This is a genomic window from Streptomyces sp. TE5632 (assembly GCF_054061295.1).
Window position 1 is genome coordinate 4,702,538 of the sequence record NZ_JBSSEA010000003.1, and the last position, 24,521, is coordinate 4,727,058.

The 24,521-nt window shown below is 69.6% G+C and carries 17 protein-coding genes and 2 pseudogenes; 11 read left to right on the forward strand and 8 right to left on the reverse strand.

Features of this window, described 5'->3' with window-relative positions; all coding sequences use genetic code 11:
- Positions 1-113 precede the first annotated feature (113 nt).
- Positions 114-809: pseudogene (locus ACVW19_RS26700) on the reverse strand (transposase); the annotation flags it as partial.
- Positions 810-844: 35 nt separating this feature from the next.
- Here ACVW19_RS26700 and ACVW19_RS26705 point away from each other — a divergent pair.
- Positions 845-1,417, forward strand: coding sequence for a hypothetical protein (locus ACVW19_RS26705; protein WP_457462392.1), 573 nt, complete (start codon positions 845-847; stop codon positions 1,415-1,417).
- Positions 1,418-1,491: 74 nt separating this feature from the next.
- On the opposite strand, the gene ACVW19_RS26710 is transcribed toward ACVW19_RS26705, so the two are convergent.
- From ACVW19_RS26710 to ACVW19_RS26735, 6 genes and pseudogenes are all read right to left on the reverse strand, one after another.
- On the reverse strand, positions 1,492-2,682 hold the full coding sequence (locus ACVW19_RS26710; RefSeq protein ID WP_457462394.1) for a 3-hydroxybenzoate 6-monooxygenase: 1,191 nt from the start codon (positions 2,680-2,682) through the stop codon (positions 1,492-1,494).
- Between the two features lie 35 nt (positions 2,683-2,717).
- Complete coding sequence (locus tag ACVW19_RS26715) at positions 2,718-3,149, reverse strand: DUF2834 domain-containing protein (protein ID WP_457462395.1); 432 nt, start codon at positions 3,147-3,149, stop codon at positions 2,718-2,720.
- 49 nt (positions 3,150-3,198) lie between these two features.
- On the reverse strand, positions 3,199-4,683 hold the full coding sequence (locus tag ACVW19_RS26720) for a flavin-containing monooxygenase (protein ID WP_457462397.1): 1,485 nt from the start codon (positions 4,681-4,683) through the stop codon (positions 3,199-3,201).
- Between the two features lie 17 nt (positions 4,684-4,700).
- The gene (locus ACVW19_RS26725; protein WP_457462399.1) at positions 4,701-5,591 is read right to left on the reverse strand and encodes a 1,4-dihydroxy-2-naphthoate polyprenyltransferase; all 891 of its coding nucleotides are present in this window, start codon (positions 5,589-5,591) and stop codon (positions 4,701-4,703) included.
- Entirely contained in the window at positions 5,588-5,905 is a 318-nt protein-coding gene (locus ACVW19_RS26730) for a hypothetical protein (protein ID WP_457464902.1), read from the reverse strand. Before ACVW19_RS26730 ends, ACVW19_RS26725 begins: the two co-directional genes overlap by 4 nt.
- A gap of 85 nt (positions 5,906-5,990) precedes the next feature.
- A pseudogene (locus ACVW19_RS26735) lies at positions 5,991-6,320 on the reverse strand (class I SAM-dependent methyltransferase); the annotation flags it as partial.
- Between the two features lie 743 nt (positions 6,321-7,063).
- Between ACVW19_RS26735 and ACVW19_RS26740 the strand changes: the two are divergent.
- The 4 genes from ACVW19_RS26740 (at position 7,064) to ACVW19_RS26755 (ending at position 14,611) form a co-directional block, all read left to right on the forward strand.
- Complete coding sequence (locus ACVW19_RS26740; RefSeq protein ID WP_457464796.1) at positions 7,064-8,266, forward strand: FAD-binding oxidoreductase; 1,203 nt, start codon at positions 7,064-7,066, stop codon at positions 8,264-8,266.
- Between the two features lie 47 nt (positions 8,267-8,313).
- Entirely contained in the window at positions 8,314-9,570 is a 1,257-nt protein-coding gene (locus ACVW19_RS26745; protein WP_457462401.1) for an FAD-binding protein, read from the forward strand.
- Between the two features lie 222 nt (positions 9,571-9,792).
- Positions 9,793-11,967, forward strand: coding sequence for an MMPL family transporter (locus ACVW19_RS26750; RefSeq protein WP_457462403.1), 2,175 nt, complete (start codon positions 9,793-9,795; stop codon positions 11,965-11,967).
- A gap of 541 nt (positions 11,968-12,508) precedes the next feature.
- Positions 12,509-14,611, forward strand: a complete 2,103-nt coding sequence (locus ACVW19_RS26755) for a LuxR C-terminal-related transcriptional regulator (RefSeq protein WP_457462406.1) — start codon at positions 12,509-12,511, stop codon at positions 14,609-14,611.
- 125 nt (positions 14,612-14,736) lie between these two features.
- Here ACVW19_RS26755 and ACVW19_RS26760 read toward each other — a convergent pair whose 3' ends face one another.
- Positions 14,737-17,556 carry a BREX system ATP-binding domain-containing protein gene (locus ACVW19_RS26760; protein ID WP_457462408.1) on the reverse strand — a complete coding sequence of 940 codons (2,820 nt, stop codon included), beginning with the start codon at positions 17,554-17,556 and terminating at the stop codon, positions 14,737-14,739.
- Between the two features lie 480 nt (positions 17,557-18,036).
- Between ACVW19_RS26760 and ACVW19_RS26765 the strand changes: the two genes are divergently transcribed.
- Genes ACVW19_RS26765 through ACVW19_RS26790 form a run of 6 tightly spaced genes read left to right on the forward strand, consistent with a single transcriptional unit; the run spans position 18,037 to position 24,519 of the window.
- Positions 18,037-19,125, forward strand: a complete 1,089-nt coding sequence (locus tag ACVW19_RS26765) for a polyprenyl synthetase family protein (RefSeq protein ID WP_457462409.1) — start codon at positions 18,037-18,039, stop codon at positions 19,123-19,125.
- Entirely contained in the window at positions 19,125-20,213 is a 1,089-nt protein-coding gene (gene mvk / locus ACVW19_RS26770; protein WP_457462410.1) for a mevalonate kinase, read from the forward strand. Before ACVW19_RS26765 ends, mvk begins: the two co-directional genes overlap by 1 nt.
- Positions 20,203-21,252 carry a diphosphomevalonate decarboxylase gene (gene mvaD, locus ACVW19_RS26775; RefSeq protein ID WP_457462411.1) on the forward strand — a complete coding sequence of 350 codons (1,050 nt, stop codon included), beginning with the start codon at positions 20,203-20,205 and terminating at the stop codon, positions 21,250-21,252. The genes mvk and mvaD overlap by 11 nt, the downstream gene beginning before the upstream one ends.
- Positions 21,249-22,373 carry a phosphomevalonate kinase gene (locus tag ACVW19_RS26780; protein WP_457462413.1) on the forward strand — a complete coding sequence of 375 codons (1,125 nt, stop codon included), beginning with the start codon at positions 21,249-21,251 and terminating at the stop codon, positions 22,371-22,373. Before mvaD ends, ACVW19_RS26780 begins: the two co-directional genes overlap by 4 nt.
- Positions 22,370-23,461, forward strand: a complete 1,092-nt coding sequence (fni, locus tag ACVW19_RS26785) for a type 2 isopentenyl-diphosphate Delta-isomerase (protein WP_457462415.1) — start codon at positions 22,370-22,372, stop codon at positions 23,459-23,461. Before ACVW19_RS26780 ends, fni begins: the two co-directional genes overlap by 4 nt.
- Positions 23,458-24,519, forward strand: coding sequence for a hydroxymethylglutaryl-CoA reductase (locus ACVW19_RS26790; RefSeq protein ID WP_457462417.1), 1,062 nt, complete (start codon positions 23,458-23,460; stop codon positions 24,517-24,519). The genes fni and ACVW19_RS26790 overlap by 4 nt, the downstream gene beginning before the upstream one ends.
- Positions 24,520-24,521 lie beyond the last annotated feature (2 nt).

Consider the following 24,521-nt stretch of genomic DNA (forward strand, 5'->3'; position numbering starts at 1 on the left):
GGTCCGGATCGGTCCCCGCTTGCGTGCTGCTCGCGTCCGCCATCGCGGTCCGCAGCAGTGGGTCTGTCAAACGAGCGGATCTGTCTCACTTGCGGTGGTGGCGGAAAGTGAAGTCATCCCAGGAGGACGTGGTGGCGGAGGAGGGGGAAGCCGGCCCGGCCGTACATCTGTCGTTTGATCAGTTTCGTTTTGTTATTGACGCCTCCGGTGCCGCCGTTGTGATACGCCCTGGTCAGGGCGGCGGTCACGGCGGTCACGGCGGCGCGGTCTCGCTCGAGGCCGCGGGCAAAGGCGTGCAGATGGGGGAGGTCCTCAGCCTGCGCTGCGGTGATCCACGCGCTGAGTTGCCCGGCGTTCTCTTCGGTGGGTCTCAGCAGTGCGGCAAAGGCGCTGATCAGCTTGGCGAGGGCGGACATCTCCGGGCAGGCGGTGGTGGCCTCGATCCGTTCCCGCTGGTGTTCCTTGCGGTGATCGGGGTGGATGAGGAGGTAGCGGGCGAGTCGACGCGGGGACGGCGCGGGGCGATCGACTTCGACGCGTCCCTGGTTGATGTACTTGTGGAGCAGGTTGGAGCTTCCGCGACAGCCGAGTTCTTTGATCTCCCGCAACAGGTGCAGGATGGGCACGGCCGGGTCTTCCACGCGTCGCCGCTGTAGGTGATCACGGTAGGGGTCCACGAGAGTGGGCCGGTACCTGGGGGCACGGATGAGGTGCTTTGGCTCGGTGACACGGTCGTAGCGCTTGACAGTGTTCAACGACAGACTTGGCCGGCGGGCGCATTCCAGCAGGCCGACTCCACGTTTACGCAGGTCAGGCAGAGTGCGGTGGCACCGTCATATCAAATATGTCCTGGAAGGGACCGGCGAACGCCGTGACCTGCCGCTATGAGCCCGTGACTCCGGCCGAACGCGTCGTGTTCATCCTGCACGACGTCTTCCGCTCCTCCTTCACCGAAGTCGCCGAGACCGTGGGCCGCAGCCGGGCCATTTGCCGCCAGCTGACCTCCTCGGCCCGCCGCCGGCTCCGCGACGAGCGGTCGCCCTCCCACCCGGTGCCGGTCGGCGAGACCGCCGGCATCGTCAGGAATTTCAAGCAGGCCTGGGAAGTCGAGGACATCGGTGCCCTCATCGGCCTCCTCGACCCCGCCGCGACGGCGGTCGGTGACGGAGGCGGCCGGGCCACCGCCCTCCGGCATCCGATCGAAGGCGGCGAGCAGGTGGCGCGCTTCCTGGTGGAAATCGCTGCCAAGGCAACCGGGCTGACGTTTGCCGAGCGGACCGTGAACGGCCGCCCCGGTCTCGTGACCGAGCGCGTCGGTGCCACCGTGGCGGTGTACGCGTTCGACATCGTCGGCGGGCGCATCACGTACATCTGGGGCGTGCTGAACCCGGAGAAGCTCCGGCCGTGGACCGCGTGACGGCGCCCGGCTTCGCGGCCCCGAGGCGGGACGGGGCGTGGCCTGACAGCGGGGAGTGCGCTGCGGGCCCGTCCTCAGCCGGTTTGCGGCAGGGCGAAGTTCCGGGCGCCGTGCAGCCAGGCGACGTACTCGTAGAGGTCGTCCTCGCTGAGGGACCGCAGCATCGCGTTGCGGGCCAGGGCCTCCTCGCCGGCGAGGTGGTAGAGCCGCTCGCCCATCTCCCGGGCGAGCAGCTGGATGCGTGCGGTCCGCTCACGTCGTGCGGCGTTGTACTTTTCCAGGCGCTGCGGCACATCGTCGGTGGCGCCCGCGAGCACATCTCCGAGGACGACGGCGTCTTCCAGCGCCTGGCAGGCTCCTTGGGCGGCGTACTGGAGCATGGCGTGGGCGGCGTCGCCCATCAGCGTCACGCGGCCGTCGGACCAGACGTCCACGGGATCGCGGTCGCACAGCACCCATTCGTGCCAGTCCTCGCCCAGTTCGAGGAGCTGCCGGGCGCTGTGCCCGAGTTGCCGGAAGCGGTGCAGTACGAGGTCCCGGGGCACGCGGCGCCCGGCGACCGGCTCGCGGGCGCCGTCGTCCAGGGTCGCGGCAAGGTTGAGGTAGCGGCCGTTGCCGATGATGTAGTGGACGAAGTGCCACTTCGGTCCCGCCCACAGCGTCACGGCATTCCACCGCAACTCTGGCGGCACCCTCTCGATGGGGATGACCGAGCGGTAGATGGTGTGGCCGGAGATCGTGGGCGGGCCGTCGCCCACCAGCCGCGCGCGCACCGTCGACCGGATGCCGTCGGCTCCGACGAGCAGGTCCCCGGTGAACGTCCGGCCGTCCACCGCGCTCACCGTGACGCCTGCCGGGTGCTGGGTGTACGACTCGACGGACGCGCCGGTGACCAGCTCGACGCCGTCGACCGCGCGGCAGGCCGAGAGCAGCGGCTCGTAGAGATCGACACGCTGCACCACGGCGTACGGGTTCCTGAACCGCGCGCGGTACCGCTCGGTGAGAGGCATGGTGACGACCGTCTCGCCCGTGACGCCGTCCATGAAGCACAGTTCGTCGGTGAACACCGCGCGGTCCCGCACCCGCTCGCTCAGCCCCAGCAGATCGAGGGCGTGGAACGCGTTCGGGCCCAGCTGGATCCCGGCGCCCATCTCGGTGAAGGCGTCCCGGCGCTCGAGAACGGTGACACCGTGACCCCGTCGCGTCAGGGACAGCGCGGTCGCGAGACCACCGATGCCGCCACCGGAAATGAGCGCGTGTGCCATATCGTCGCTCTCTCAGGCTGTGACGGCCATGGCGGTCAGCGGCTCGCCGTCCCGGTCGCCGCTCGACGCGGAGCCTCAGGGGCAGGCAGGTCGTCCGCGTCGCGAGCGGCCGCGATCTTCAGCTGGCGCACCAGCATGAACAGGCCGTAGCTGGCGATCAGGGCCAGGAGCGGAGCGCCGACGATGTACGCCCACACGTGCCGGATCCCAAACCGCCGCCCTTCGACGATCATGTAGGCGCCGAGTGCCGCCCAGGTCAGTACCAGGTCGGCGTAGATGAACTGGGAGGCCAGGTTGGAGGTCGCGTCCCGGAGGAAGTTGGTGACGACTCCGCCGGGACCGGCGTCCGCGTTCTGCACGACGAACATCACGGCCAGCGTGCCCATGACGGCGGCGCCTATGAGGGCGGACACCCCGTACAGAACGCACAGGGAGCGGTCCCTGCCTCGTACCTCAAGAAAACGCATCGCTTCGTCCCCCTAGCAGTGGTCGTCGAGCGGTCGACAGGTCGCGGGATCATCGTTCGTACCGGTAGTCGTCCAGGTCGAAGTGCCTGGCGCGCCAGGCCGCCTCGAAGGTGAAGGCCGGGCGGACGGCGGGAGCGTCCCCGTGTTCGTCGAGGTAGTAGGTGTTCGACCCCTGACAACTGGGGTCGAGGAACACCGTGTGCTCCTGCCGGCGCAGCGTCCTGCGGAACGATTCGTCGTGCTTCGCGGTGCGAATGACCACTTCCGTGGCACGCCGCCGCCGCGCTTCCCTGATCACGCGCATGGCGTGGGTCACCTGGTAGTCGATCATCCCGAACCACGACCCCCCGGTGAAGGAGTAGGGGCCGACGATGAACCACAGATTCGGGTACCCCTTGATGGACGTTCCTTCGTACGCCTGGAAGCGCTCCGTCCGCCAGAACTCCCTGAGGTCCCGGCCGCCCTTGCCGTGCGTCGGGAACGGGGGCAGGTTGTCCAGGACGTGGAAGCCGGTGGCCAGGATCAGCACGTCGAAGTCCTGCGTCTCGCCGTCCGCGGTGCGGATGCCCGTCTCGGTGATCTCCGCGATGGGCTCGGTGACGAGGTTGACGTTCTCCCGGGTGAAGGCACGCCAGTACCCCTTGGCCAGGGACGGCCGCTTGCACCCCACCCGGTAGGAAGGCGTGAGCTTGCGCATCAGCCCGGGGTCACCCTTGACCTGACGGCGCAGGTAGAGCCGGGAGGCGGCCTCACCGGCCTTCACGAGGAACGGGAAGCGGCGGTAGTGGACCATGGCGATGACGAAGCTGATCTCCGTCGCCACATCCGTGAGCAGCCGGACCGTCCGCTGCGTCCACGGAGCCGTCGCGAACATCCGGCGGACGGCCTGCGGAACCGCGAGGTCGGGCTTGGGAAGGAGCCAGATGGGCGTGCGCTGGTAGATGTGGAGGTGCTCCACCCGCGGCGCGATCTCCGGCACCACCTGCACGCCCGAGGCGCCGGTACCGATCACCGCCACGCGCCGGCCGTCCACTTCCAGCGACGGATCCCACTCCGCCGTGTGCACGATGTCGCCCTTGAACCGGTCGAGGCCCGGGATGGCGGGCTTCTTGGGCTTGGTGAGCCACCCGGTGGCGCAGACCACGAAACGCGCCGACAGGGAGGTCCCATCGTCCAGGAACACCTCCCACACGTGCGCCGACTCGTCATAACTGGCGTGTATCACCGTGGAGTTGAAGCGCAGATGCGGTCGGAGGCCGTACTTGTCGACACAGTGGTCCGCGTACGCCTTCAGCTCCTCTCCCGGCGGGAACAGCCGGGACCACGACGGGAAGGGATCGGAGGCGAAGGAGTAGGAGAAGGCCGAGATGTCCACGGCGATGCCGGGGTACCGGTTGGCGTGCCAGCTGCCTCCGACGTCGTCCCGCTCCTCCAGGAGCACGAAGTCGTCGATGCCGGCCCGCCGGAGACCGATGGCGGTCCCTATGCCGGAGAATCCCGCACCGATCACCAGCACCTCATGATCCGGGTCCATCGTTTCACTCCTCGGCTTCACAGGGCCAGACCGATCGCTTGCAGGGTCCCGAACACGAGGAGCAGCAGACAGGTGTGCTCCAGCGCCGGAATCAGTTCACGGCCGCCCGCTTTGCTGACCACCCTGCGCATCGGGAAGACGGCGAACGGCACGGACCCGAGGACGAGCAGTGCCCAGGGACGGGTGAAGGCCGTGAGCAGCGCGGACACGAAGGCGCCGGCCACGCAGAACACGTAGAACCGGCGCGTCCATCCGGCGCCCATCCGAACCGCGAGGGTGATCTTCCCGGCGGCGGCGTCGGTGGGGAGGTCGCGGAGGTTGTTGGTGGTCAGCAACGCGCACGCGAGCAGGCCCATGGGTACGGAGGCGGCCAGGGCCGGCCCGGGGACATCGCCGGTCTGGACGTAGACGGGCGTGCAGACGAAGACGACGCCGTGGTGGAGGAAGATGCTGATCTCGCCGAGGCCGCGGTACCCGTAGGGCCGGGAGCCGCCGGTGTAGAACCAGCCGCCGAGACCGACCAGCAGGGTCACCGGGAGGAGCCACCAGGAGACCGTCACGGCCAGCACCACGCCGGCCAGGGCGCCGATGCCGTACAGGACCGCTCCGTGACGGAAGACCTGCCGCGGTGTGGCGCGTCCCGAGCCGACCACCCGGGTGGGGCCTTCGCGATGGTCGTCCACCCCGCGGATTCCGTCGCTGTAGTCGTTGAAGAAGTTCGTGCCGAGGACGAAGCCGAGCACGAAGACCACGGTCAGGGCCGCGCTCCACCAGTCGACGGTGCCGGAGGCGTGGGCGATGGCGAGGCCGACGGCCAGCGGCGCGTAGGTGACGGGCAGTGTCTTGAGCCGTGCACCGATCACCCAGTTGCGCACAGCGCCGCGTACGGGTTCCTGTTGCAGAGTCACTTCTTGGTTCCCACGCCCAGATAGAGGACTGATGTGGACCGTGTGCGCACCATGCGGACCTCATCGAGCCGTCCGACCGCGTAGCGGGCCATCTCGCGCATGCGCGGACGCAGGCCGAGGAGGCGCAGTTCCACGCCGTGTTCCCGCGCGAACCGGGTCAGCCGCTCCCGGTTGACGAAGAGGCGGTGATCGTGAGTTCCGCGCGGCGGGCGGCCGGCGATCGGGACGTTCTCGGCCAGCGTGATGGAGACGAACCGGGCCGCCCTGGTGTCGGCGATGGTGTCGACGACGAGCGTGCCTCCGGGGCGCAGCACCCGGCACGCCTCCGCCACCACCGTGAAGCGGGTCCGGGATGTGCTCCAGGCACTGCCCCGCGGTGACCACGTCGAACGACGCGTCGCCGAACGGCAGGTCGGCGACATCGGCCCGGACGACCTCGTCGAAGCCGTGCCGGAGCGCCTCGCGGAGCGACATCTCCGACAGGTCGACGCCCACCGTGCGATACCCCTTGCCGACCGCGTGCGGGCCGAACAGGCCTCCGCCGCAGGCGATGTCGAGCAGCCGAGCCTGCTCGTGGCCGGCGGCGGGGACGAAGTCGGCGCGAGCGCGCGCGATCCAGCCCAGCGGTGCCAGCGCCCCGCGCGGATCCCACCATTGGTCGGCGAGTCCGTCGTAGTCGGAGATGAAGTCCTTCCTGATCCCTGACACGTCTCCTTTGCGCCCAAGCATCGGCCTACCCCCTTCATGCAGTCTTTGGCCGCGGCCTTGTCGATCGGCGCACACACGAGTCCCGGGCTCGCCCGTGAAAGAGGCAGGCCCGGTGTTGGCGATCTTGAAACCCCATGCGTCGCGTCAGCCAGGGGACGTTCCTGCCCGGCTGGAGCGCAGAGGGGAATTACTGAAGCGTACGAGATGCGGGAATGCGGAAGACCCACCCACTCGAATCCGAGCGGGTGCGTGGCGGTCCGTCCTAGTTCTCCATGAATCGGGCTGCGCCGCGGACGGCTGGGTCCGCCGACCGTCCGCTCCTCAGTGCACGTCCGGAGACGACGTTCACCGATGCCCCCTTCCCCGTTGGTTCGCACAGGTGACCGTGCGAGCTGTGGACCACATTAGGAAGCGGGGCGCTGTCGCGCAATAGTTGAGCATGGAAAGAACAAGAGATTGTCATGATCCATCGCGAGTTTCTCCGACCTGCTGCGCCCGATCCTGGTCGTGGTCTACGGTGACGGCCACGACTGTCGAGTCGATCTGACGCAGCGTCATAACGCGTGAAAATAGCGGCAGTTGATCTCTCATGTGCATCCGCTTGGGCCGACTTCGGCCGGTGCCCACATCGTGACAGGCGCGACCTCTTACTGCCACACAGCCACAAGCCGATTCGGAAAACTGACGGCGCGAAAAGGGGGGGGAGTCAGGTGAACATATTCAGCCGGGACTTCGGGCGCACTTCTGTCATTTATCCGGAGAGAGTGGTACGGGACGGTGACGACGGATCCGTCGAGCACATCATGAGACAGGCGGCCGCGGCCGGCCAGGAAATGGCGGTGCGCGGAGCCGGCCGCTCATGCAACACCCAGACGCTGTCCCCCGGGATCGTGCTCGACAACTACCGCCCTGACCGCATGCCGTGGTTCACCGGAGAAGAGCACCTGGTGGAAGCCCCGAGCGGCATCACATGGCTCGAACTGGAGAAATGGCTGAACCGGCACGGCCGCTCCAACCCGGTTCTTCCCAGCTATCTCAACATCACGGTGGGGGGCAACCTTTCCGTCGGAGGATTCGGCCTCGCGTCCGTCCGGTCCGGACTGCAAAGCGATCAGGTGGTCGAGCTCGAACTCGTCGACGGAAGAGGGCAGTCTCTTCGCTGTTCCCGCCGGGAGAACTCCGAGCTGTTCCGATTCGCTCTGGGTGGGCTGGGGCAGGTGGGATTCATCAAGAACGTGGTGTTGCAGACGGTTCCGTACCAGCCCGTCACCCGGGCGGCCAGGATCCAGCACGGCGGCCTCCGCGATCTCATGGAATTCATGATGAACGGCGCACAGGATCCAGCGGTGTCCAGCTATTTCGGCATGTACGAGCGGGACTCCTGGTACTCGTATGTGTCGCTCACCGCCGACGCCCCCGAGCCCGCGGACCTGGGACAGGTGCTGTCGGTTCCCGACTACATGCTGTTCAGCCATCGCGAGACGGAGAAGCAGCTGCACCACCTGCTGGAAGAGGACTCCCACGCCAACATGTGGGTGGACCACGTCTTCGACGAGGCCGGGTTTCGCGGGTTCGCGAGGACGGTGGAGGACCGGGTCGGTGAGTATCCGCTGTCCGGCACGCTCGTCGCCCTGTACTTCCTGGTGATCCGGCGCCCCCAGCCGGCCACCCACTTCCCGCTCGCCCCGGTGGTGGACGCCCCGGTCCAGTATCTGATCGGCATCTTCACCGCCGCCGAGAGGTCGGACGTACGCGGGATCTCCGAGACCAGGCGAGTGCTGCGCGACCTGCTGGATGCCTGTGCGGAAGGCAAGGGGCGTCCGTATCTCTACGGCACGCACGACTTCGACGCGGACCGGCTGGAACGTTTCTACGGAGCCTCGGCACTCGAGCGCCTGGAGGAACTGCGCGTGCGGCACGCGCTGACCCACTTCAACACACGGGCCTTCGGCGGTGTCAGGCCGTAATGCCCACACGAGACTCGGTCACAGAACGTACGGGGAGGTGTCACACGATGCGTGAATTCAGCAGCGACTTCGGGCGCTCCAGCTTTATTTCTCCCGAGAAGGTGGTCCGGGAAGGAGAGGACGGGACCATCGAGGACATCATGCGAGAGGCTGCCGCCGCCGGTCAGGACATGGCCGTGCGCGGCGCGGGCCGATCGTGCAACACCCAGACGCTCACCCGCGGGACCGTACTGGACAACTTCCGTGACGGTGCCACGCCGCGCTTCACGGGCGAAGACCGTCTGGTGGAGGTTCCAAGCGGTATCACCTGGCTGGAGCTGGAGAAATGGCTCAACCAGCACGGCCGTGCCAACCCGGTGCTCCCCAGCTATCTCCACCTCACGGTCGGGGGAACGCTGTCCATCGGAGGCTTCGGTCTCGGGTCGATACGGTCCGGTCTTCAGATCGATCAGGTGCGGGAGATCGAGATCGTCGACGGAACAGGGCGTACGCATCGGTGTTCCGGCCGCGAGAACTCCGAACTGTTCCGCTTCGCCCTCGGCGGTGTGGGGCAGGCGGGATTCATCAGGACAGCGGTGCTGCGGACGATTTCGCGCGAGGCTGCCGGCCATGTCTCCCGGGTCGAGCACAGCGGCCTTCTCGACCTCGTGAAGTACCTGCCGAGCGTCGCCCGGGAGCCAGGGGTCCGCGGGTATTTCGGCATGTACGACCGGACCTCCTGGTACTCGCAGGTGTCCTGGGCTGCCGACGCAGCCGAGTCCGCGGCTCCGGGGCAGGCGCACCCCGCGCCCGACTACGCGTTGCTGCTGCACCGGGAGGTGGATCAGCACCTGTCCCCGCTGCTCCAAGGGGAAACCCACGCCAACCTGTGGGCCGACTACGTTCTGGACGAAGCGGGGTTGGAGAGGTTCGCGGCGACGCTGGAGGGCCTGATATCCGAGCCCCCGCTGACCGAAACCCTGATCAGCCTGTACTTCCTGGTGGTGCGGCGTCCTGAGCCCGCGATCCCCTTCGTCTTCGCACCCGTACTGGACGCGCCCGTCCAGTACGGGATCGGCGTGTTCGCCTCGGCGGCCAGCTCCGACAGCCGCGCGGTCTCCGAGACCAGGCAGGTGCAGCGGCAGCTCCTGGAGATCTGCGCGGAGGTCGGAGGCCGGCCGTATCTCTACGGCGCCCACACCCTCGACGAGGAGCTGCTGCAGACGTTCTACGGTGCGCCCGCCCTGCGAGGGCTCGAGGAACTGCGGGTGCGGCACGAGCTGACCCACTTCAACCGGCGGGCGTTCGGCGGAGTCCGGCCGTAGTACCGGAACGTGGTCTCTTCTCCCGCCGGACGCTGTTCGGCGGGAGAAGTGTTTTCACCGCTCCCTCGCGTGTCCGGGACGGTGGATCCGTCCGGGCAGTACTGCGCGGGGAGTACCGCAACTGCGGTAGCGCCGACGGCATAGTGCCTGCATACGCACATCGACGTGGGGCCGCCTGCTCGTGAGTATTGAGCGCAACGCTCAACGACTCGAGGAGAGACGATGCCAACGGAGACTCCCCGCACGGACGGAGCTCTGGCGGGACTAGCCCGGTTCTGTTACCGGCGCCGCCGCTTGGTCCTCATGACCTGGATCATCGGCGTGATCGCCCTGGCATTCGTGGGATTCCGCTTCGGTGCCGCCACGGACAACGACTTCACCGGTGGTGACTCCGGGTCGGCCAAGGCTCAGGCTCTGATCGAGAAGCACTTCCCCGAGCAGCAGGGGGACACCCTGACCCTCGCGATCAAGGCGGAGAAGGGGATCGACGACCCCGCCGCGCGGGAGAAGATCGAGAAGGTCATCGCCGAACTGGACGCCTTCTCGGTCACCGGACCGGTGACCTCGCCGTACGACGACGAGCAGCTGGTGACCGAGGACCGCCGGATCGCGCGTACGACGATTCCGCTGACCGATCAGGACGTGAAGAAGACCGAGGTCAAGCCCCTGGTGACCGCGGTCAAGGACGCCTCCGGCGACGGTGTGGTGCTGGGCCTGGGCGGCGACAAGGCCGAGAAGGCCGAGACGCCTCCGCAGGGCCCCGCCGAGAGCGTGGGCGTCCTGGCGGCGGCGGTCATCCTGTTCATCGCCTTCGGGTCGTTGGTGGCGATGGGCCTGCCGATCGTGACCGCGCTGATGGCGATCCTCGGCGGTATCGCCCTGATCAAGCTGGTCGGGCACCTCGTCCCTTCGCCGGACTTCACCGTGCTCGTCGCCGCGCTGATCGGACTCGGCGTCGGCATCGACTACGCGCTGTTCATCGTGACGCGGTACCGGGAGAGCCTGGCGGAGGGCGACGAGCCGGAGGCCGCCACAGTCAAGGCCATCACCACCGCCGGTCACGCGGTGCTGTTCGCCGGCACGACCGTCGTGATCGCGCTGCTCGGCCTGATCGCCATGGGGCAGCGGCTGATGACCGGTGTCGCGATCGGCGCGTCCGTCACCGTGCTGGTGACGATGATCGCCGCGGTGACACTGCTGCCTGCGTTCCTGGGCTTCACCGGGTACAAGATCAACTCGCTGCGGCTGCCCCGTCGTACCCGCAGGCAGCGCACCGATGGTGTCCCGCCGCGGGAGCGTCGTACCCCCGCCGAGCGCTGGGCCGGTGTGGTGCAGCGCAAGCCGCTGATCGCCGCGGTGCTGGCCAGCGCGGGCCTGCTGGTGCTGGCCGCCCCCGTGCTGTCCATGCGGCTGAGCCTGCCGGACGCGAGCGTTCAGCCGCGTGACCGCAGCAGCTACACCTCGTACGAGATCCTCTCCGAGGGCTTCGGCCCCGGTTACGGCGCGCCGCTGATCTTCGCCACCGAGGTCGACTCCCAGGGCGCCGGTCTGAGCCCGGTGATCGAGGCGGTCAGGAAGACGGAGGGCATCGCCTACGCCACGGAGCCGCGGGTCAGCGAGGACCAGCAGGCCGCCACCTTCATGGCCTTCCCCGAGACCGGATTCCAGGAGCAGGCGACCACCGACCTCGTGCACGAGCTGCGCGACGACGTGCTGCCCCAGGCGTCCGGCGGCGAGAAGGTCCAGATCGGCGGCCCGAACGCCGGCGCGATCGACTTCGCCGAGGAGACCAGCACGCGTCTGCCCTGGATGGTCGCGGTCGTCATCCTGCTGTCCCTGTTGCTGCTGGTCGCGCTGGTCCGGTCGGTCACGATCGCCCTGCAGGCCGCGGTGATGAACCTGCTCTCGATCGGCGCCGCCTACGGTGTGCTGGTGGCGGTCGTGCAGTGGGGCTGGCTCGGCTCGGCCCTCGGGTTCCCGACCGAGATGCCGGTCACCACATGGGTGCCGATGATGATGTTCCCGGTCCTGTTCGGTCTGTCGATGGACTACGAGGTCTTCCTGATCTCGCGGGTCCGCGAGGAGTACGAGCGCAGCGGTGACACGCGAACGGCCGTCACCCGGGGTCTGGCGAGGACCGCCAAGGTCATCACCGCCGCGGCCGCCATTATGATCGCCGTGTTCACGACCTCGCTGCTGGGCCCCGACGTCGCGATCAAGCAGATCGGTCTGGGCATGGCCGTCGCCGTGCTCATCGACGCCACCGTCATCCGGATGGTCCTCGTCCCCGCGGTGATGGAGCTGTGCGGCAAGGCCAACTGGTGGATGCCCGGAAGCCGGGCAACGAAGCCGACCCCGGTTCCCCCGGCCGGGGTTGAGGAAGAGGCCAGGGTCTGACCCTGCCTCGGATCGAGGTGCGGGAACCCCCTGGGGGTCCCGCACCTCTCGTCGTCTCTCCCGCAGCTCGCTCGAGAGCCCCCGTCCCACGGTGGACGGGGGCTCTCGTACGTGGTGGGCGAGTGACGACTGTCCGTTTCCGCTGTGGCCCGACGACAGCCGGCTCCGCACTCCATGACGTATGTCATGGTCCGCCGTCAGCGAATGTCATGCCGAAAGGGTGGGAAGTGCACACTCAAGCCATGACAAAAGTTATATGGGAATGCGGCCGGATTTCCCTTATGATTCGCGCCGCCCTACGCCTGGCTCGGGCGGTTGTGAATATATGTGGCATCCTGGGCCTGAGGTTTATATGCTTGCCTCTTATGGTGACTGAAAACATTCGGTAGGATTCTTGCATGAGGGGCGAGCTGCGCCCGCCGACGGGTCGTCGGCGCCCTCTCGTCTGCTTCGTCGGCAAGTGAATAGAAGAAGTGCGCGGTCTCGCAGTGCACCGGATGGTAGACGGGGGTAAGTCGGAGTTATGGTATCTGGACCGACGATGGGGAGCCGCAAACCGAAGGTCAAGCGCAACGATCCGAGATTCAGGCGGATGGTTCTGAGTTCGCTGAACGAGGGCGCTACCGACGAACAGGTCCTGCGCAGCATTCTCGGGGGTGACCCCGATCGTGAACTGCTCGACTTCGCAACCGGCGCCGGAGGGAATAAGCTGCTGCTGGTCGAATTCGCACTCGGATTAGTCGAAGAAGAACTCGTCGAGGAACACGACGACGCCGTGCAGTTGATTGAACGACGGATTCCACGTCGTGTTCCGGCGTTCGTCAAGCGCCGGCTGGACGATGTGAGCACCAACTGCCGGCACTTTCTGAAGGTCGCGGCCGTGTTGGGCGGGTCCTTCATGCTGGAGGATGTGTCCAGGATGCTGGATCGTTCCTCCGCCAGCCTGCTGTCGCCGCTGGACGAGGCGATCGCCTCCGGCTTCGTCGTGGCGGACGAATTGCGACTAGTCTTCCCAGGTGAATTTCTGCTGCAAGGAATCATCGAATCCATTCCGGCGCCGGCGCGCGATGCGTTGCAGCGCGAGGCGGTGGGGCATTCCAGGAGGCAGACCGAGAACTACGATCAGCCGTTCTGGGCGACCGAGCGTCCGATATGGGCGACCGGACACCGGACGGAGTCGTCCACCGGGGCGGAAAAGGACCCCGGTAAGGTCTGCTCACGCGCCCACGCTCTGATCATGGGTGGACAGGCGACAGCCGGAATCCGGGCGGCGGAACGTACTCTCGCCACCCCCGGAAGCTCGGCTTCCACCCGGCTCGACGCCGAAGCGTCGGTGATTCTCGGGCACTCGCTGCTGGGCGCCGAAGAAGCCGAGAGATACGCGGAGCGGATTCTGCGGGAGCGCAGGGTCGGCCAAGGCGATGTCGTCGCGTTGATGGCGTTGACGGCACTCTCCAACGCGCGCTGGCGTGCCGGGGAGCTGGGCGAGGGCATCAGTCTGGGACGTACCGCGGTGCGCTACGGCGGCAGCGCCGACCCGGTCTGGCGCATGCATTTCCAGCTGGCGCTCGCCGGGAAGCTGGCGAATCTCCGCGAGTTCGAGAAGGCCGAGTCGCTGATCAACGACGCCGAAGCCGGCCTGCACGCACTGCCCACCCGGGTCTGGGACGCCGCGCCCGCGGCCATGAGATCCCGGCTGTTCCTTCAGGCGGGACGATTCGGCGACGCCCGCCGGGAGGCGGAACTGGCAACTGCCGCGGCGGAGCCGGACGCCGTGCCCATCCTTCGGCCACTGGCGTACTCCGTGCTCAGCACCGTTTCCCTCTACGTGGGGGACCTGCCCACCGCGGCCGAGCACCTGAAGCGGGCGCAGCGCGAGCTGGCGACCGACCAAGCGGCGCTCCACTCCGTGCAGTACGCCTGGACGGACGTGCGTATCGCGGTGAAGAGGGACGGTCCCCGGGCGGCTGTCGACCTTTTCGCGGACAAGTACGGTCACCTTCCCACGCAGCGGAGTCTGTACATCGAGGACCCGTCCGCCGCCGCATTCCTGGTTCGCCTCGCGCTCGACGTGGGCGACACCGTCCTGCGGCAGAGCGTTCTCGAAACCGTGGACGGTCTGGTGGCGGACAACCTCGGGATCTCCGTCGTCAGTCTCGGCGCCCTGCACGCCAACGCGGTGGCGAACGGGGATTCCGCCGCCCTGTCGCGCATCATCGCGCAGTCGCCGGACCCGATATCCGTCGCCCTGGCGACCGAGGAACTCGCCAAGCTCTACGGAATCAAGGCTCCGGCCAAGAGGAGAAACACGACGTCGCTTCCCGCCGGGCCGTCTCCGGTCGGCTCCGAGGAAGTCACCGCCTCTCAGCTGAATACCGCGTGCTGGGCCGGTCTTTCCGACATGGAACGGCGTATCTCGTATCTGGTGAGCGTGGGAATGACGAATCGCCAGATCGCCAAAAGGGTTCACCTCTCGGCGCACACGGTGAACTACCACCTCCGGAAGATCTACCGGAAGCTGGGAATCAACACCCGCGTCGAACTGGCGAGCGGCGCCGCCACCTATTCGAGCAGGGCGGCGATCTATTCCACCGAGGACGAGAAAAACCCTGGCATCGGGCGTTTCGGCGGTGCGGCCGTCTGATCTGCCGTGCGGCCGTTTGGCCTGCCGCGGTGTGACGGCCGGACCGCGTAAGGACGAGGCCCTCGGAGGGCCGAGTCGAGACCGGGAGTCTCGACTCGGCCCTCCGAGGGCCTCGTTGTGTGCGTTCAGCCCGCCGACCCCGGCCGGCGGGAGGCGGCCAGGCCGGAGGAGACGGCCTCATGGACGAGGAAGTGCCTGGTCAGTTCGACACGGCTGTTGATGTTGAGCTTGGAGAACACGCGCCGCAGATGGCTGTCGACGGTGTGCGGCGACAGGAACAGGCTGCTCGCGGCCTCCCGGTTGGTCATGCCGTCCACGATCGCCCGTACGACGCGCAGCTCCGCGCTCGTGAGGCTCTCCCAGCCCGACTTGGGCCGGTCGACGCCCTGCCCGCGCTCGTGGCGCACGCCGAGCCGACGCAGCTTCTTCTGCACCCGGACCGTGTCCCGCTGCGCCCCGCAGTCCAGATAGAGATCCATGGCGGACTCCAGGAGCCGGACGGTGCGGGTCTTGTTGCCCATGCTCTGCTCGACCATGGCCGCGTCCTCCAGCGCGCTGCCCGCCGCCAGCGGGCGGGCAGAGTGCCGGTGCAGTTCCACGGCGCGGTGCAGCGCCACCATGTCGTTGCGCAGGACGCCCTCGGCGTGTTCGGCGCCTCCCGCGAGCGACTGCACGGTCGGGTTGCGCTCGGCGATGCGCCGGGCGAACGCGGCCGCCTGTCCGGCCTCCGCGCCGAGCCCCGCCTGCCCGGCCAGCCGTACGAGCATGGCCGCGGCCGCCGGAGCCTCGGAGAAGAGCAGGGGGTCGGGTTCGACCCGGCCCTCGACGTTGATCAGCGTCCGGACCATCATCGCCGGACGTCCACTGGCCGCGTGGAACTGCGCAAGCGCCCAGTCCAGGCGGACTTTGTCGGCCCCGCCGTCGGCGGGCGTCAACCGCTCGGTCATGCGCAACTGGTCGCTGGCGGTGGCGAGATCGCCCCGGTGCAGGCTGAGCCGGGCCAGCACGAGGCGCGCGGGGACGGAATCCTCCGGTGCCGACCGGTCCGCCAGCCGCAGCGCGGCCTCGGCCTCGCCCCGCGCCTCCTGGAGCCGGCCCGCCGCTGCCAGAAGTTCGGCGTGGTGGCCGTACCAGAGGGTCTCCGGCCAGTCCTCGCCGTACCTTTCCGCCTCCTGCCTGGCCGCCTCGCAGACGGCCGTCGCCCCGTCGAACCGGTCGGCCGCGACGAGGGCGCGGACCAACCAGGTCCACAGCGGGCGCTCGCACGCGCCGCAGTACGCCGGTGACACCGCCTGCCGCGGCGCCCGGGCGGACAGCCCGTCGGCGCCGGCGGGCTGTCCGCCCCGTGGTGACGTGACCGCCTCGGGCGGGCCGTTCGAGAGCCGGGCGACATCGGCGAGCACCCCGTGCAGCGCGGCCCGCTCCGGCTCACCGACGTCCTGGCGCGTCAGCGTCCGCCGCAGCAGCTCCGCCGCCATGCCGGGGCAGTCGGCGTCCCGCAGTCCCCGGCTCAGTTCGAGCACCAACTGCGTCTCGGCCGACGCCTCCACACCGGGGCGCAGGGCGATTTTCGCGAGGCGGGCGGCCTCGGCGCCCCTGCCCGCTCCGGCGAGCAGCCGCAGGGCGGCGGCCAGCGTCCGCGGCACCTCGTCGAACACGTCCCCCAGGGACGCCATGGTGCGAGCCGCCAGATCGTCGCAGCCGCACCCGGACGGCTGCGGTGCCGGTGCCGCCGGTGCGGCGGGCGTGAGGGCCGCTGCGGCGGGCGCGAGAGCCGGTGCCGCCGAGCCCGGCCGCCGGGCCGGGGAAGGCGTCGCACCCGCCGGGGACCGGTGATCCGCGCCGTGCGCGGCCCGCGGGAGGACAGCGGGCCGTGGCCCGCCCCAGGCCCGGGCACCGATCGCCGCCACGGCGGACGGCACGACCGCGACGGGCTCCCGCTCCTGCGGGAACGAGGGAAGCAGACGCACCAGCGCTTCCTCGACCACCTCGTGCGTGAAGGCCAGCCCGCCGCCGTCTTCGCGGACCAGGCCCGCGTACACGGCCTCCTCGACGGACCCGGACAGTTCCGGGGCCGACTCGCCGAGCGCCGCTGCCGCGTCCTCGGCCGTGAACACCCGGCCGAGCCTTCTGCCGGACACGAGCAGGCGCCGTACCGCGGGGGACATCCCGTCCAGCAGACGGGCGACGGCCGTGAGAACGCCTTCGGGCAGCCGCTCGGCCACCACTGACGCCGTGCCGTCCACGACCACCACCTGCCCCGCTCGGCGAAACGCGCCCAGCAGGCTCTCCACCAGCCACGGGTTGCCGCCGCAGCGGTCCGCCCAGCGCAGCACCGACGCGTCCGGTTGGGCGCCGAGGACGTCGGTGCACAGCGCTGCCACCGCCCCGTCGTCCAGCGCTCCCAGCGGGAGCCGCAGCGCGGCGTGGTCGGTCAGCCAGCCCAGGGCGTGCTGGGCGAGCGACCGGGCGGGCGCCGGCCGGCGGGCGAGCAGCCACAGCACCGGTGAGGAGGCCAGGGACTGCACCAGGCCGCGCAGGGCCAGACCACTGATGTCGTCGATCCGCTGGACGTCGTCCAGCACGAGCACGAGGGGGCGCCTGCGCGCCGCGCTCTCGGCCAGTTCGCCGACTCGGTCCGTCAGCCAGAACGGATTGCTGTCCGGACGGGCCAGATCGTCGAAGTCGGCCTCCCCCGGCATGAGATGCCGCAAGAGATTGATCAGTAAGTGCAGGGGGGCCGGTTGATCGGTTCCGCTCGCCTGCCCGGCGACCACCGTCAGGCCGCGTTCCGACGCCTCCAGGGCCAGCGTCCGCAACAGCTGAGTCTTTCCCGTCCCGAACGGCCCCTCGACGACGAGGCAGCCGCCGAAACCCCGCGAGACGGCTTCCATATGACTGTCCGCCACGGACAGCACGTGTTCACGCCCTATCAAATGATTCATGATTACCCCGTGTCGCTCCGGACGATCGTCCAACGCCTGCTATGGCCTCGCAACAAACGGGGGTGTTCAACGGTTCGTTCCGGCGGGTTGAACACCCCCGAGCAACCACGGCCGCACAGGTAATGTGCGGGGTAATCTACGGCCGGTGGCCGCCGAAATCCCTTGTTCAGACGAGTGGTCGGTACTACTCACACGAGTAGTGGGCAGGGCGTCACGCCGTGGCTAATATCGGGTCATGCCGATTCTGTGTTGAGTGGCGCAGGGCAGTGGATGCGCTTCTCCAGGAATCGGCGCCATTTTCCTGAAGACGCTCGACAGCGTTCATCACACCGCCTTCCCTGTCATGGAGGTGCGGCGGCGAGTGTGCGTTCTGAAGAGATTGGTAAGCCGCGCTCGAAGTGACGTGATCCCAGCGAATTCCTGGGAGTACGAGATGCATGCCAATGAGAGTGATCGTCGCCTCCATCGGGAGTTGAGAGCATGACCGTCAGCTATCTCGGGGCAGTCACGGACACGTTCGCCGTCGACGCCGCGCTCGGGGACTTCTTCGCCGAGCGCCGGGCCGAGGCCGACGCGCTCGGCCAGGACGTCGTGGCGATGGTCGCCGAGCTGGAGAGCTATGTACTGAGCGGCGGCAAGCGGGTGCGGCCGGTCTTCGCCTGGCTGGGCTGGATCGGTGCCGGCGGCGACCCGGACGGCCCGGCCGCCGCGGCGGTGGTGAGGGCCTGCGCCGGGCTGGAACTGCTGCACGCCTCGGCCCTGATCCACGACGACATCATCGACGCGTCCCGCACCCGCCGCGGCCGTCCCGCCGCACATGTCGCTTTCGCCGAACGGCATCGAACGCGGCGCTTCCTCGGCGACCCGGACGCCTTCGGCACCGGCACCGCCCTGCTGGTCGGGGACCTCGCCCAGACTTGGGCCGACGCCGTGGTCCGCGCGTCCGGGCTGGCGGCGGACGCGCAGACCCGGATCGGGCCGGTGTGGTCCGCTGTGCGCTCGGAGGTGCTCTACGGTCAGCTGCTCGACCTGGTCAACCAGGCGAGCGGCGCCGAGGACATCGCCTCGGCGCTGCGCGTCAACCAGTACAAGACGGCCTCGTACACGGTGGAACGCCCGCTGCAGTTCGGTGCCGCGATCGCCGACGCGACGGCGGAACTCGACGCGGCCTACCGGGCGTTCGGCGCCGACATCGGGATCGCCTTCCAGCTCCGCGACGACCTGCTGGGCGTGTTCGGCGACCCGGTGGTGACGGGCAAGCCGTCGGGCGACGACCTTCGCGAGGGCAAGCGGACGGTTCTGCTCGCGACGGCGCTGGAGCGCGCGGACGAACGCGATCCGGACGCGGCGGGGTTCCTCCGGGCCACGACCGGCACCGACCTGTGCGACGACGAACTCGCCACGGCACGGCGGATCCTCGTCGAGGTCGGCGCGGTGGCCCACGTCGAGCGGCAGATCTCGCTGCGCACCGACCGGGCCCTCGCCGCGCTGGAGGCGAGCGGAGCGACCGAGCCCGCGAAGGTCCAGCTCGCCGCGATGGCGATCAAGGCGACGCAGCGGTCCCGATGATGGCGGCGACGAATCAGAGCACCTTCGCCGACCGGGGCGGCCCGGCGGACGACGCGAGTGCCCGAGGAGACCGGATCGGGGTCGGACGCGCCCACGGCAAGGCCGTCCTGCTCGGCGAGCACGCCGTGGTGTACGGCGCTCCGGCACTGGCCCTGCCGGTTCCGCAACTGCCGGTCACGGCGAACGCCACCCGCCACCACGGTGCGCTCGAGGGCGAGGACAAGGTCTCCTTCGCGGTGACGGGACCGGGCTCCGCGTCGGTGACACCGCTGGCCACGGAGGGCCTGCGGCGCCTGGTGGCGGAGTTCAAGGCGCGGACCGGCGTGGCCGGACGGATGTGCGTCGATGTGCTCATCGACTGCGCGATCCCGCAGGGCCGCGGGCTCGGCTCCAGCGCCGCGTGCGCCCGGGCGGCCGTGCTGGCCTTCGCGGATCTCCACGAGCGCCGGCTCGACGCCGGAACGGTCTTCGATCTCGTCCAGGTGTCGGAGAAGGTGGCGCACGGCAGGGCGAGCGGCATCGACGCGGTCGCCACCGGATCGGCCTCACTCCTGCTCTTCCGCTCCGGCACCGTCCAGGAACTACCCGTCCCGTGGGTGGGAGGCGGCCGGGTACGCCCGGTGGAGCGGACCGAGGGCCACACCGGCGACTTCGGCGGGTTGTTCGTCATCGCGGACAGCGGTGTCAGCGGCAGCACCAAGGAAGCGGTGGAGCTGTTGCGACAGAGGTTCGAGCGCGACGCGGGAACGCGGACGGAATTCATCAGCCGGGTGTCGGACCTGACCCACGCCGCCGCGAGCGCCCTCGCCCACGGCCGGCCGGACGAGTTCGGCGCGCGGATGACCGAGAACCACGAACTGCTCCGTGACGTGGGGCTCAGCACCGACCGGATCGACGCGCTGGTCGACAGCGCGCTCGCGGCCGGCGGACTGGGCGCCAAGATCAGTGGCGGCGGACTGGGAGGCTGCATGATCGCGCTGGCCGGAGAGCCGGACCGGGCCGAGGAGGTCGTACGGAGCCTGCGGGAAGCGGGCGCCGTCCGTACCTGGGTGGTGCCGGTGGGGAGGTTCGCCCGCCATGCCGACTGACCACGCGCGGGAGACGGCCAGGCCGCGGCACAGCGTGCTCGACCGCGGCTCGACCGCCGTCGCCCATCCGAACATCGCGCTGATCAAGTACTGGGGCAAGCGCGACGAGGAACTCGTCATCCCCTACGTCGACAGCCTGTCGATGACGCTGGACGTCTTCCCGACCACCACCACCGTCCGGCTCACCCCCGGGGCGGGCGGTGACGCCGTCACGCTCGACGGCGCGCCCGCACAGGGCGAACCCCGGCGGCGCGTCATCGCCTTCCTGGACCTGGTACGGGAGCTGGCCGGGCGCGGCGAACCGGCCGCCGTCGACACCCGCAACGCCGTGCCCACCGGGGCGGGACTGGCCTCCTCGGCGAGCGGGTTCGCGGCCCTGGCCGTTGCCGCCGCCGCCGCGTACGGCCTCGCTCCCGACGACACCGCGCTGTCCCGGCTCGCCCGGCGCGGGTCCGCCTCGGCCTCCCGGTCGATCTTCGGTGGCTTCGCGCTGTGCCACGCGGGCCAGGGCGCCGGCGCCGCCGCGGACCTCAGCTCCTACGCCGAGCCGGTGCCCGTCCCGGACTTCGACCCCGCGCTGGTGATCGCGCTGGTCAACGCGGGTCCCAAAGCCGTGTCCAGCCGGGCGGCCATGCGGCGCACCGTCGAGACCTCGCCGCTCTACCCGGCGTGGGCGATGTCGAGCAAGGGCGATCTGGCCGACATGCGGGCGGCCCTGGACCGGGGCGACCTCGACGCGGTGGGGGAGATCTCCGAGCGCAACGCCCTCGGCATGCACGCGACCATGCTGGCCGCCCGGCCCGCAGTGCGCTACTTGTCCCCGGCCACGGTGGCCGTCCTCGACGGCGTCCTGCAACTGCGCCGCGAGGGGACCCCGGCCTACGCCACCATGGACGCCGGACCGAACGTCAAGGTGCTCTGCCACCCCGCGGACGCCGCCCGGGTGGCCGAGAGGGTGCTCGCCGCCGCGCCGGGATGCTCGGTGCTCACCGCGCGGCGCGGGCCCGGGGCCCGCCTGCGGACGGGGGACGAGCCGTGAGGCGCCGGCCGGCGGTGAGCCGGCAGGCGGTGAGCCGGCAGGCGCCGGGCAAGCTGTTCGTCGCCGGTGAGTACGCGGTCGTGGAGCCGGGCCACCCGGCGATCCTGGTCGCGGTCGACCGCCATGTGCGCGTGACCGTGTCGGCGGCCGAGGGCGCCGACGTCGTGATCGAGTCTGATCTGCGGCCCGCTCCGGCGCGACTGCGGCGGCGGGCCGGCGGGCTCGCCGCGGACGACGGGGCACCGGCGCCCGACGGGCTCACCCATGTGGTGTCGGCGATCGACGTGGTCGGCGCGCTGCTGGCCGAGCGCGGGCTGGGCGTGCCCCCCGTCCGTGTGTCGATCAGCAGTCGCCTGCACCGGAACGGGACCAAGCTCGGCCTGGGTTCGAGCGGCGCGGTCACGGTCGCCACGGTGGACGCGGTGGCCGCGTACTGCGGCCTGGAACTGTCGCCCGGCACCCGGTTCCGGCTCGCGATGCTCGCGACGGCGCGGATCGAGGCCGGGTCCTCCGGCGGCGACCTCGCCGCCGGCGTCTGGGGCGGCTGGATCGAGTACCACGCGCCCGACCGGGCCGCCGTGCTCGACCTGGCGCGGCGCCGGGGCGTCGAGGAGACCCTCCGGGCGCCATGGCCCGGTTTCGCGGTACGGCCGCTGCCGCCGCCCCGGGGACTGGTGCTTGAAGTGGGCTGGACCGGCCGGCCGGCCCGCACCACGTCCCTGACGGGGCGTCTCGGCCGGCGCGCGTGGCAGGGCAGCACCTCACAGCGGAGCTTTCTGGCCCGCAGCGACCAGTGCGTGCGCACCGCGGTCTACGCGCTCGAACAGGGAGACGACCAGGTGGTGCTGCGGCAGATCCGTGCCGCCCGCCGCCTGCTCGCCGGACTGGACGACGAGGTCGGCCTCGGCATCTTCACCACCGGCCTGACAGCGCTGTGCGACACCGCCGAGGCCGTGGGCGGTGCGGCCAAACCCTCCGGCGCCGGCGGCGGCGACTGCGGCATCGCGCTGCTGGACGCCACGGCCGAAGTGGAGATCTCGCGACTGCGGGAGGGGTGGATCGCGGCGGGGCTGCTCCCTGTACCGATCCGGATCACATCGACGAAAGGGAGCGCGGAGTGATTGCTGAGCGCAAGGACGACCATGTGCGGTTCGCCGCCGAGCAGCAGCGCCGCCTGGGCGGGACCAACCAGTTCGACGAGGTGTCGTTCGTCCACCACGCCCTGGTCGGCATCGACCGGTCCGATGTCTCGCTGGCCACCCGGTTCGGCGACATCGACTGGCGGGTGCCGCTGTACATCAACGCGATGACCGGCGGCAGCGAGCGGACCGGCGCGATCAACCGGGACCTGGCGATCGCCGCCCGCGAGACCGGTGTCCCCATCGCCACCGGCTCCATGAGCGCGTACTTCGCCGACGCGTCCGTGGCCGACACCTTCGGCGTGATACGCCGGGAGAACCCCGACGGGTTCGTCATGGCGAACATCAACGCGAACGCCACGGTCGACAAGGCACGCCAAGCCGTCGACCTGCTGCGGGCGGACGCCCTGCAGATCCACCTCAACGTCATCCAGGAAACGGTCATGCCGGAGGGCGACCGGTCGTTCTCCGCCTGGGCACCGCAGATCGAGAAGATCGTGGGGGGCGTCGACGTCCCGGTGATCGTGAAGGAGGTCGGCTTCGGGCTGAGCCGCGAAACCGTGCTGATGCTGCGGGACACGGGCGTGTCGGTGGCCGATGTCGCCGGCCGCGGCGGTACCGACTTCGCGCGCATCGAGAACGACCGGCGCCGGGACGCCGACTACGGCTACCTGGGCGGCTGGGGGCAGTCCGCTCCGGCCTGTCTGCTGGACGCCCAGGGCGTCGGTATCCCACTGCTGGCCTCCGGCGGCGTGCGCCATCCGCTCGACGTGGCGCGCGCCCTGGCGCTCGGCGCCGCCGCCGTCGGGGTCTCCGGAGGATTCCTCAGGACCGTTCTCGACGGCGGGGTGTCCGCGCTGGTCGCCCGGATCACCACCTGGCTCGACCATCTTCAGGCCCTGATGACCGCGCTGGGCGCGCGGACCCCGTCCGAACTGACCCGGTGCGACGTGCTCGTCCATGGCGACCTGCGCGCGTTCTGCGCCGACCGGGGAATCGACACCGGTCGGCTTGCCACACGCTCCAGCTCTTACGACAGCACTCACGAGACGGTGGGAGGCATTCGATGAACGACACCCAGGCGATCGCCGGTGTACCGATGAGGTGGGTGGGACCCCTGAAAATCTCGGGGAACGTGACCGTCACCGAGACGCGGGTTCCGCTCGCCACGTACGAGTCGCCCTTGTGGCCCTCCGTCGGCCGGGGCGCCAAGATTTCCATGTTGGTCGAGCAGGGCATCTCCGCCACGCTCGTCGACGAGCGGATGACGCGCTCGGTGCTCGTCACAGCCGAGGACGCGCAGACCGCGCACCTGGCGGCCTTGGAGGTCGACGCCCGGTTCGAGGAGCTGCGCGAGGTCGCGCGCGGCTGCGGACGGTTCACCGAGCTGATCGGGTTCCGCCACGAGATCGCGGCCAACCTGCTCTTCCTCCGGTTCGAGTTCACGACCGGAGACGCCTCCGGCCACAACATGGCGACGCTGGCCGCGGACGCCCTCCTGACGCACATCCTGAAATCCATACCGGGGATCGCCTACGGCTCCATCTCGGGCAACTACTGCACCGACAAGAAGGCGACCGCCGTCAACGGCATCCTCGGCCGCGGCAAGAACGTGGTCACCGAGCTGTTGGTGCCGCGCGACATCGTGCACAGCGCGCTGCACACCACGGCCGCCGCGATCGCCCAGCTGAACCTGCGCAAGAACATGATCGGCACGCTGCTCGCCGGTGGCATCCGCTCGGCCAACGCGCACTACGCCAACATGCTGCTCGGGTTCTACCTGGCGACGGGCCAGGACGCCGCCAACATCGTCGAAGGCTCACAGGGCGTGACCGTGGCCGAGGACCGGGACGGCGACCTGTACTTCTCCTGCACGCTGCCGAACCTGATCGTGGGCACGGTCGGCAACGGAAAGGGCCTCGACTTCGTCGAGGAGAACCTGACCCGCCTCGGCTGCCGGGAAGACCGCGAACCCGGCGACAACGCGCGCCGGCTCGCGGTGATCGCGGCCGCGACCGTGCTGTGCGGCGAACTCTCCCTCATGGCGGCACAGACGAACCCGGGCGAACTCATGCGCGCCCACGTCCGGTTGGAACGCAAGAACGTGACCACGAAGGTCGGAGGCTGACG

Coding starts and splice junctions, on each gene's coding strand:
- ACVW19_RS26715 (WP_457462395.1), bottom strand. CDS start 3,149: ATGCGTTTTCTTGAGGTACGAGGCAGGGACCGCTCCCTGTGCGTTCTG.
- ACVW19_RS26705 (WP_457462392.1), top strand. CDS start 845: ATGTCCTGGAAGGGACCGGCGAACGCCGTGACCTGCCGCTATGAGCCC.
- ACVW19_RS26750 (WP_457462403.1), top strand. CDS start 9,793: ATGCCAACGGAGACTCCCCGCACGGACGGAGCTCTGGCGGGACTAGCC.
- ACVW19_RS26710 (WP_457462394.1), bottom strand. CDS start 2,682: ATGGCACACGCGCTCATTTCCGGTGGCGGCATCGGTGGTCTCGCGACC.
- ACVW19_RS26765 (WP_457462409.1), top strand. CDS start 18,037: ATGACCGTCAGCTATCTCGGGGCAGTCACGGACACGTTCGCCGTCGAC.
- mvk (WP_457462410.1), top strand. CDS start 19,125: ATGGCGGCGACGAATCAGAGCACCTTCGCCGACCGGGGCGGCCCGGCG.
- ACVW19_RS26755 (WP_457462406.1), top strand. CDS start 12,509: ATGGGGAGCCGCAAACCGAAGGTCAAGCGCAACGATCCGAGATTCAGG.
- ACVW19_RS26720 (WP_457462397.1), bottom strand. CDS start 4,683: ATGGACCCGGATCATGAGGTGCTGGTGATCGGTGCGGGATTCTCCGGC.
- mvaD (WP_457462411.1), top strand. CDS start 20,203: ATGCCGACTGACCACGCGCGGGAGACGGCCAGGCCGCGGCACAGCGTG.
- ACVW19_RS26790 (WP_457462417.1), top strand. CDS start 23,458: ATGAACGACACCCAGGCGATCGCCGGTGTACCGATGAGGTGGGTGGGA.
- ACVW19_RS26760 (WP_457462408.1), bottom strand. CDS start 17,556: ATGAATCATTTGATAGGGCGTGAACACGTGCTGTCCGTGGCGGACAGT.
- ACVW19_RS26745 (WP_457462401.1), top strand. CDS start 8,314: ATGCGTGAATTCAGCAGCGACTTCGGGCGCTCCAGCTTTATTTCTCCC.